At 44.3% G+C, this 8,727-nt stretch carries 5 protein-coding genes; all 5 read right to left on the bottom strand.

Going from position 1 to position 8,727, the window contains the following annotated elements; genetic code table 11:
• Positions 1-2,284: enoyl-CoA hydratase/isomerase family protein (locus IH879_14465; GenBank protein ID MCH7676138.1), on the bottom strand; the 2,284-nt coding region annotated here is incomplete at its 3' end.
• 102 nt (positions 2,285-2,386) lie between these two features.
• Complete coding sequence (locus IH879_14460; protein ID MCH7676137.1) at positions 2,387-3,013, bottom strand: outer membrane beta-barrel protein; 627 nt, start codon at positions 3,011-3,013, stop codon at positions 2,387-2,389.
• A gap of 192 nt (positions 3,014-3,205) precedes the next feature.
• Positions 3,206-4,513, bottom strand: coding sequence for a citrate (Si)-synthase (locus tag IH879_14455; protein MCH7676136.1), 1,308 nt, complete (start codon positions 4,511-4,513; stop codon positions 3,206-3,208).
• A gap of 402 nt (positions 4,514-4,915) precedes the next feature.
• Positions 4,916-6,727 (bottom strand): long-chain fatty acid--CoA ligase, encoded by a 1,812-nt coding sequence (locus tag IH879_14450; GenBank protein MCH7676135.1) that lies wholly within the window; start codon positions 6,725-6,727, stop codon positions 4,916-4,918.
• 289 nt (positions 6,728-7,016) lie between these two features.
• Entirely contained in the window at positions 7,017-8,372 is a 1,356-nt protein-coding gene (locus IH879_14445; protein ID MCH7676134.1) for an NAD(P)/FAD-dependent oxidoreductase, read from the bottom strand.
• Positions 8,373-8,727 lie beyond the last annotated feature (355 nt).

Here is an 8,727-nt window from a genome sequence, read left to right as displayed (position 1 = left end):
ACACTTCTCGTTCAAGTTCCAACAAGTAGTTCTCATGAACCGTCGTCGGTGCCGAAATCGCCCCACCGGTCATAATGTAGGCCAGTCGTCCGGCTAAATAACGGTCGTATTCGCTGGCATAACCGGCCTGGTGCATTTGGTGTACCGCTACCTCGAGAGTAGCGCGAGCGGGCTGTCCCAACACCATGATCGCATTGCGTGCCGGCGGGGGCAGATACCCCTCGTTGGCAAGACGTATAACTTCTTCCTTTGCTACATAAAGCCGGCGATCTGCATTCATGACGATACGAATGTTTCTTCCAAGAAGACCTAATTCGGTTGCCTCATGTGCACTGGTAGAAACTTTGGCGGTAGCGATTGTCTGGAATGCCTGTTCTAAATAGGGTTGAATATGGCTGGGAAATTCACTCGCGGCGCCCTCAGCAGCCTGCGCGGTCATATGTGTGGTTCCACAACCTGCGGGAATTAGCCCTGCCCCTAACTCAACCAGCCCAGTGTAAGTTTCTACTGTGGCTACCACTTGTGCACTTGCCATCGTCATTTCGCATCCTCCGCCAAGCACCATTCCCTGAACGGCAGTTACCACGGGTTTGCGAGCGTAACGGATGCGCATGATCATATCCTGGAAACGCTTAATCACCTTTGCAAGCAAATCAAATTTACCCTCGAGAACGACATGCGCCATCTCTCCTAAATTAGCTCCCACCGAAAAGTTTTTACCGGCGTTGCCGATCACCAACCCGCGAAAATCACCCTCCTCAACAAAATCAATCGCTTCGAATAGGCCTTCGATAACATCATTGCCAAGTGAATTTGATTTTGAGCGAAATTCGTATAGCGCTACTCCATCATCCAGATCTAGCAGGGCAGCTTCTTTACGTTCCAATAAGGTGCGATTTGGCGTGGTTTTAATAGTTGGTAAATTGATTATGTCAGCAGGTTCTTGCTCCCCTAGATACCCTTTCCCCGGTACGTATACCTCTTTTAACCCGCTATCCCCTTTATAAAATGAAGTACCACCATTTTTTATCATTTGCTCGACCCAACCTGGCACAATGATGTTTGCTTCGCGCATATCCTTTAAAACACGCTTGAACCCAAGGACATCCCAAACTTCAAATGGCCCCATTTCCCAACCGAATCCCCAGCAAATTGCACGGTCTATATTGGCGGGATTGTCGGCAATCTCGGGAACACGGCGGGCACAATAACCCATCAGATCCAGCATTGTCTGCCGGGTAAACGCCCCTGCGCGCCCCTGATCATCATAGAGCGCGCGAACGCGTTCCTTTAAATCACCAATTTTCGCAATAGAATCGAGGTCGCCAAGATCGATTGGACGAGGCGGTTCATATTCAAATGTTTCCGGGTTGAGTGATAAGATGTCCTTTTTAACCTTTTGATAAAATCCTTTTTTAGTTTTTGCACCCAGTAAGCCTTTTTCCACTAATTTGCGCAGTAACTCTGGAGCGCGATGTGCTTCACGGCTTTCATCGTTTGGAATCGCTTCATAAAGATTCTCAGCTACATATAAGAGGGTATCAAGTCCCACAACATCAGCAGTACGGAAAGTGGCCGATTTTGCGTGGCCAATCAGTGTTCCGGTTAAGGTATCGATCTCCTCAATTGTATATGAACCATCGGTAAAGGTGCGAATCGCTTGCAGTGTCGCATAATTACCGATGCGGTTGGCAATAAAGTTCGGGGTATCTTTGGCGACCACCACGCTTTTCCCCAAATGCACACGCCCAAACCATTTAATGCGTTCTAAAATGCTCGGATCCGTATCCGGCGTTGGAATGATTTCCAGTAGTTTGAGATAGCGAGGTGGGTTAAAAAAGTGCGTTCCCAAAAATCGTTTCTTGAAGGCTTGCGCGCGTCCCTTAGTAATTTGATGAATCGGAAGGCCGCTGGTATTGCTGGAAATGATAGCGTCTTCACGCGCTACCTTGTCTAAACGCTCCATCAATTGCTGTTTGATCGGTAGATTCTCTATGACTACTTCTATGATCCATTCTGCCTCGTTGAGCCGGTCGAAGTGCTCATCAAAGTTGCCAAGTGTAATGCGTTTAGTTGCTCTCTTTGACACCAATGGATTTGGTTGTAGTTTTAGCATCTTTTTGAATGCGCCCTCCACAATGGCATTCTTGTTCCCCTCCTTGGCGGGCACGTCTAACAAATGAACCGTCAAACCTGAGTTCGCAAGGTGTGCAGCAATCTGTGAGCCCATCACGCCTGCGCCCAAAACGGCAGCGGTTCTGAAGGGCAATTGTGTTTCCTTCATCGGCATGGTAAAAACCTCCTGATTTTATTGATTATTAGATTTTCAAAATTTATAAGCTTAGTATTAGTCGAATGTTTTTCATAAATGCCTAATTTTTAATTTCTAAAATATAAAACCAACTGTGATTGGCAGATAAACTATTTCATCCTCCTCTAACGAAGGAAAATCTACCTCGTTGCCTTGTGTCAATAGAATGCTCAATCGTAACTCAGCGAATACACCTACACTCGAAGTGACATTGAATTTACCGCCTATTCCAAAAGCTGCCATGAATTCCAATTCAGTAATACTTGAAAAGTTTTGTGCAGGTGTATCAAAGGCGGAGATTGTTATATCGGATATTTTAGGCCGAGTTATGCCGAATCCACCTAAAACATAAAAGTTTGCAAATCTTTCAGAATTATTCGGCCGAAAATAGAACAAACCCTCTGCGAGTATTTCAATTACAGAAAACGTTCCGCCATCTATGGTAAATCCTGGTGGTTCATCAATGCTGAAAGAATTGTAAGCAACTCTCCCTCCAATGGCTAATGTCGGTGATACCATGTAACCAATTCTTACCCCTGTGTTAAAACCAAGTTTATAGAAATCTTCCATGACATCCGCCCCCAAAAACGGCGATAGTCCACCACCAACACGGATCTCTATTTTCTTTTCTTGCCCTAAAACAATTGAATTAACAAGTGTAATGAAAAAGAGACAAATATATAATAAAGGTTTTTTTTTCAATTCAACTCCTCCATTTGGGCTTTTCATTAGCCAATGATTTCTTCCTTGGGTCCTGTACGATAAACCTCTTCAACAGCTCTCATAATTTTGGATATTTTTATCAAGCTTCACGAAAACAGTTTTGATGTTGACGAACTCCCTGATTCCGAAGTGTGACAACTCACGGCCACATCCGCTTGGATTGACATGTTTTCACCGTTTAATGCCCGCAATATCTTCCAGCATATCCGTTGTCATGGATTTTGGTCGTTCCAATGCCTGGCCAACCGCACGATCCCAAATGAGGTTGCTCAAAACTCCAATTGCTCTGCCAACTCCAAACAACACGGTGTAGAAATCATACTGTTTTAAGCCATAATGCCATTGTATCACACCTGAATGGGCATCAACGTTCGGCCACGGATTCTTGGCTTTGCCTTGTTCAACAAGAATTTGAGGAACAACCTCATAAAGCATGCTTACCATCTTAAACATTTCATCATCGGGCAAGTGTGTTAAGCAGAACTCACGTTGAGCCGTATAACGTGGATCCGTCTTGCGGAGCACCGCATGGCCGTAACCAGGAATTACCTGTCCTGAATTTAAGGTATCCCAGACGAATTTTTGTAATTCTTCTTTCGTGGGGAGTTTATGGTTCATTTTCTCCATAACGCCCTGAATCCATCGCAGGACTTCCTGGTTGGCCAACCCATGCAGCGGACCAGCTAATCCGTTCATGCCAGCAGAAAATGAATAGTATGCATCAGATAAAGCTGAGCCGGCTAAGTGTGTAATATGAGCACTTACGTTGCCGAGCTCGTGATCACTATGGAGGATGAAGTATAACCGCGACAGCTCATCATACGGAGGCTTGATCCCCATCATGTGTGCAAAATTGGCCCCAAAATCGAGATTTGGGTCCGGTTCGATGATGTCATTTTTCTTGTATTTCAAACGAAAAATGTGGGCAGCGATTTCGGGCAGCTTGGTCAGTAAGTTGATCGCGTCCTCATACATCGGTTCCCAATACTCCGCCTTATTCATGCCTTCATTATATCTTTTTACAAATACCGATTCTCTTTGCAATGACAAGATGGCGGCGGAAAACATGCTCATTGGGTGCGTGTCTTTTGGCAAATCCCCTAACATCGTAAATACATATTCAGGAACTGGACACCTCACTTTAAAGTCCTCAACAACCTCCCTGACATCTTTCTCAGTTGGAATGTCACCGGTTAATAGCAAATAAATATGCCCTTCCACATATGGCATTTCTGCGCCCGGAGGCTTTGGCAGTTTTTCCAAACATTCAGGAACCGTGTAACCTCGAAAGCGAATACCTTCATTAGGATCCAGATAAGAAATATCAGTTGATAAACATTTTAAGCCGCGCATCCCGCCATAAAACTGACGCATGCGGGCCTCATCAACAACAACATCCCCATGCTCTTTGATCAGCTTGGTTATTCGCTCCCTATAACCCGGGATTTTCTCGGCTAATTTCTCTTTCAGTTTTGACATTTTGAACCCCTCCCTTATTCATGAATTCTGGCTTATTTGCTCGTCATCGAAATGACTTCTTCTGCGGTCTTGCGTATCGATACCACAGATTTCTCAAAAGCGTGCTTTTCATTTTCCGTTAAATCCATCTCTATGATTTTCAGTTGTTATAGTATGAATGTTACATTCTAGCGCTCACTTCGAACACAATCATAGACTATCTCCTTGAATATAAATTGATAAACCTATATCTTTCTGTTAAAATATTCTATTCTACAAACAAAGATTAATCAATAAGCCACTTAATGGTTTGAAACCTAGGTATGTCTTGTCAATTTGTAACTCGAAAACAGCGCTTCTTTAACCAAATGGTAAATTCTGTTACGAACCTTAAAACCGGAAGCACCGACACAAGTCTTCTACTTACACCTTCACCGATTCTTCTTCATACATAGAATTGATCTCTTCTTCGTAATTTTCTTCAACAACTTTTCGCTTAACCTTCAAGGACGGCGTTAACTCGCCACTTTCGATGCTGAACGGTCGATCGAGCAAAATAAATTCTTTAATCGATTCATATGAGGCAAGACCTTTATTGGCAGCCTCAACTTCGACCTCAATTAATCTGATAATCTCTTCATTCTGACATAATTGTTTGTGAGACTGAAAAGAAATGGTCCTTTCTTTGGCAAATTTTTCCACCATTTCAAAATTAGGTACGATAAGTGCACTACAACAAAACTTACGTTTATCTCCTACCACCAGAACTTGTTCAATGTAACGGGAAACGATCATTTTATTTTCAATGTTTTGTGGTGCTACATTTTTACCGCCTGCGGTGACGATGATATTCTTTTTACGATCCGTGATAATCAGAAATCCGTTAACATCGATATGCCCAATATCACCGGTGTGAAACCAGCTATCCCGATCAATTGCCTCTTTAGTAGTGTCTTCGTTTTTGTAATAACCCAGCATAACATGGGGTCCGCGAGTCAGGATTTCACCATCCTCTGCAATTTTCACCTCAACGTTATCAACTGGAATGCCGACTGCACCAAATTTGAATTTTTCAAATCGATTAATGGAAATCAGAGGTGAGGTTTCCGTTAAACCATATCCTTCCAGGATCAAGAGCCCGGCAGCTGTAAAAAATTCACCGATATCTCTGGCCAATGGCGCGCCACCGGAAATAAAAAAGCGAATTCTGCCGCCAACGTGCTCCTTAAGCTTGGAAAACACTAATTTATTGGCAATACCATATTTAATATTTAATGCACTGGGGAGTGCTTTATTCTCCTGCTTGGATTCTGTTACTTGCCTGCCCACACCGATGGCCCAATAAAATAGCTTTTTTTTAAGAGCCGAACCCTCTTCCACAGAATCTACTACTTTTGCATAAATTTTTTCAAACAACCGCGGCACACTGGTCATGATTGTGGGTTTAATTTCTTGCAAATTTTGGGGCACGGTTTCAATGGATTCAGCATAGGCAATGGTAGCACCAATGTGGTTGGCTAAAAAATGACTGGCCATGCGTTCAAATATATGCGAGAGCGGTAAAAAGGATAAAAATGTATCCCTTTCACTTACTGAGAATGCTCGTATACCAGCCTCAACATTGGACAAAAAATTTCCATGGGATAACATCACCCCTTTAGGATCACCGGTTGTTCCGGAAGTGTAAATGATGGTTGCCATATTATCCCGGTTCAAATCGTCTACGATCTCAACAACTGCATTGGGATTTTCCTCTAGGTATTTTTTCCCCAGTCCCATAACTTCTGCAAAGGAAACCATGTTATCAAAGTTTACCCCTTCCGGATCGAACAAAATAAACTTTTCAACCAGCGGAATTTCACCCTCAATCTCCAAAACCTTTTCAAATTGATTTCGATTGGAAACGATGACAATTTTGGCATCGCAATCGTTAATGATATATTTAATATGAGAGGAAAGTAATGTGGAATAAATTGGAACAGTCACAGCGCCATTAGATAGAATCGCATAGTCAGAAAATGCCCACTCGTAACGATTCTCCGAAAACAATACAACTTTATCGCCTTTTTTAACGCCTATGGATGCTAGTCCACCGGCTAAATTGGTTACCTGAGCCTGCATGTCCCTGAACTTTATTGATTGATATTCGCCATCCTGCTTGTACATCATTCCCGTTTTATCGGGGAATCTTTCACATGTTTTATAAAACATTTCAGCTAAATTTGAATGCCCCATGCTTTCCTCCGATTAGTTTAGGAAAAAGAATAATTTCTTGATTTATCATTGCCGCCGGATTGAAAACCGGCTGTAAAACTAGCTCCAACCGCCACAACTTTGCTTAAAACCCTCTGGTTTTTGGCTATTGTTTAACTCGGGTGCACTGGGAATTCCCGGTTTGCATGCCACAAAAATGAGCAGGGATGCGAACATTAAACCGCAAAAGAGACGCAATCCCCTTGCGGCAATCAGGATTCGCTCGCCCCTGAAATCCATAACGTTTGTGCATAGCTCCAGGGCACTAATACTAACCATGATGCTCATTTTGGGCAGGGGCTAATTCCTTTTGCCCCATTCCGGAGCTATCCATTGGAATCTCGCCCGGAGTTTTTTTCATAAAGACTTTTAGCAAGACAATGTCGCGTGGAAAGAATAGATCTAACGTCCAATCCACCGCCACACGCAGCTTACGCTCAAGTCCAGGCAACTTGAAAAGATAAATGGTGCGCCAGAGCCACCAAGCGAAGAAGCCGGAGAACCTAAATCCTAAAATTTCGGCTACCGCTGACCGTCGTCCCAGTGACACAAGCACCCCAAGAGGTTTGTAAATAAACTGCTTCTTAGTGGCCCCGCGCAGAGAAGAAACAATGTTCGCTGCTACCACTTTCCCTTCCCGTGTGGCGTGTTGTGCGGTCGGAGGATAAGGCTGCCCTGTCTGTGGATTGAGAATCTCAGCACAATCACCCAGCGCCCAAACTCTCGGATGATCGGGAACTTCCAGATGCTTGTTGACGATGATCTGACCTCGCTTATTGCGCGCACAGGGTAAGGTGGCGAGAAGAGGGCTTGGCGCGACTCCAGCAGTCCAGATCAGAGTCTTAGTGGGAATTCTCTCTTTGTTGGCCAACTCTACGAATCCTGCAGTGGCAGAACCGACCTTTGTGTTCAACAGTACCTCGACTTTCCTCTTCTTGAGCTGTCTTAAAGCATAATCGGCTAGATCTTCGCTGATCTCTGGCATGATACGCGAACCAGCATGAACCAAGACGACCCTTACCTCTTCTGCACGAATGTTCGGGTAGTAACGACGCGCAGTGTCGATGAAGTCACGGAGTTCAGCCGCAGTCTCAACTCCGGCAAATCCCCCACCAGCGACAACGAGAGTCAGCATCGCCTTGCGTATTTCCGGGTCAGTCTGCAAGTCAGCATGCTCGAGAACGTCAATGATGTGGTTGCGAAGCGTCATTGCATCGCTTAACGTTTTCATCGGCAGCGCATTTTCTGCTACTCCCGGCAAACCAAAAAAGTTGGTCCTAGAGCCCAAGGCCAACACCAAATAGTCGAAGCCCAGACTGGATTGTTTGCACATCGGGCAATGTGAGGCGGTTATGATTCGCTTTTCGAGATCGATAGAGTGCACTTCGCTGTTCTGAAATTTCACTTTTCGAAAGAAAGCTCGAATCGGGCTGATGATATGTTTTGCCTCGATGGAGCTGGAGGGAACTTCGGGAAGCATCGGAGTAAAAAGCAAGTAATTCTGCTCACTAATTAAAATGATCTCGACATCATCATCACGGGCGAAGATTTTCTCCAGATGCATAGCCGCATAGACTCCACCGAAGCCTCCACCCAGGATGACAATATGTTTAGCTCTAGCAATCACAAGACCACACTCTCCTATATCAAGGTCAGGGCAAAAGGGTTATGTGATCCAAACTCAGGTCCTCGAAAAACTCATTCTCAGCATTAAAGAGGCTTCATAAAATCTCGGCTCTAGTAAATCCAGCTGTAACATTCGCCTTTTGCTTGTTTCTGATCTTTATGCATAAACTTGTCTTCTTGTGTCGGTAACGCACCTTGAAGGAAATTTAAATGCGTCTGAGCTTCTTGCTTAAATGCCATATCTCTCAAGGCCTTCCTATATTGAATGGCAGCCTAACCCCCATAAGGTCGGAAACGGCAGATGCACGCTCGAAATCACCTATTCTCATGTAGGCATTTAGGAGAGGGTATTTTAC

The organism is candidate division KSB1 bacterium, from assembly GCA_022562085.1.
Taxonomy (GTDB): Bacteria; Zhuqueibacterota; Zhuqueibacteria; order Oceanimicrobiales; family Oceanimicrobiaceae; genus Oceanimicrobium.
Note: the sequence above shows the minus strand (reverse complement) of the source record. Positions and strands in the feature narration are given on the sequence as shown.